The sequence below is a fragment of the Brachybacterium paraconglomeratum genome, assembly GCF_039541415.1.
Taxonomy (GTDB): Bacteria; Actinomycetota; Actinomycetes; order Actinomycetales; family Dermabacteraceae; genus Brachybacterium; species Brachybacterium paraconglomeratum_A.
Window position 1 is genome coordinate 1 of the sequence record NZ_BAABGE010000020.1, and the last position, 1,257, is coordinate 1,257.

At 54.6% G+C, this 1,257-nt stretch carries 1 rRNA gene; it reads right to left on the reverse strand.

What is annotated here, in order from left to right:
• Window positions 1-1,257: ribosomal RNA gene (locus tag ABD893_RS17010) — 23S ribosomal RNA — on the reverse strand; the annotation flags it as partial.

Here is a 1,257-nt window from a genome sequence, read left to right on the forward strand (position 1 = left end):
CCTTGGCAGGACAACTGGCACACCAGAGGTCAGTCCATCCCGGTCCTCTCGTACTAGGGACAGGACTTCTCAAATATCCAACGCGCGCAGCGGATAGGGACCGAACTGTCTCACGACGTTCTAAACCCAGCTCGCGTACCGCTTTAATGGGCGAACAGCCCAACCCTTGGGACCAACTCCAGCCCCAGGATGCGACGAGCCGACATCGAGGTGCCAAACCATGCCGTCGATATGAGCTCTTGGGCAAGATCAGCCTGTTATCCCCGGGGTACCTTTTATCCGTTGAGCGACACCCATTCCACAATGAGGTGCCGGATCACTAGTTCCTGCTTTCGCACCTGCCCGACTTGTCAGTCTCGCAGTCAAGCTCCCTTGTGCACTTACACTCAACACCTGATTGCCAACCAGGCTGAGGGAACCTTTGAGCGCCTCCGTTACTCTTTAGGAGGCAACCGCCCCAGTTAAACTACCCATCAGACACTGTCCCTGATCCGGATCACGGACCGAGGTTAGGAATCCAAAACGACCAGAGTGGTATTTCAACAATGACTCCACACTCACTGGCGTGAATGCTTCCAAGTCTCCCACCTATCCTACACAAGCCGTTCCGAACACCAATATCAAACTATAGTAAAGGTCCCGGGGTCTTTCCGTCCTGCTGCGCGTAACGAGCATCTTTACTCGTAATGCAATTTCGCCGAGTTCGCGGTTGAGACAGTGGAGAAGTCGTTACGCCATTCGTGCAGGTCGGAACTTACCCGACAAGGAATTTCGCTACCTTAGGATGGTTATAGTTACCACCGCCGTTTACTGGGGCTTAAATTCTCAGCTTCGAACTCCGAAGAGCTCTAACCGGTCCTCTTAACCTTCCAGCACCGGGCAGGCGTCAGTCCGTATACAGCGTCTTACGACTTCGCACGGACCTGTGTTTTTAGTAAACAGTCGCTTCTCCCTGGTCTCTGCGGCCCTCACCGCTCTCACGGTTCGGGCCCCCCTTCTCCCGAAGTTACGGGGGCATTTTGCCGAGTTCCTTAACCACGATTCTCTCGAACGCCTCGGTATTCTCTACCTGATCACCTGAGTCGGTTTAGGGTACGGGCGACCGTATTCGTCACGCCGGAACTTTTCTTGGCAGTACAGGATCACTCACCTACGCCCATACGGGATCCCCATCACGTCTGACCCTTATATGACCCCAGCATTACCCGGGATCGGGCTGCACGCTTAGACGGACTATTCCATTAAGTCCGCGGAAGC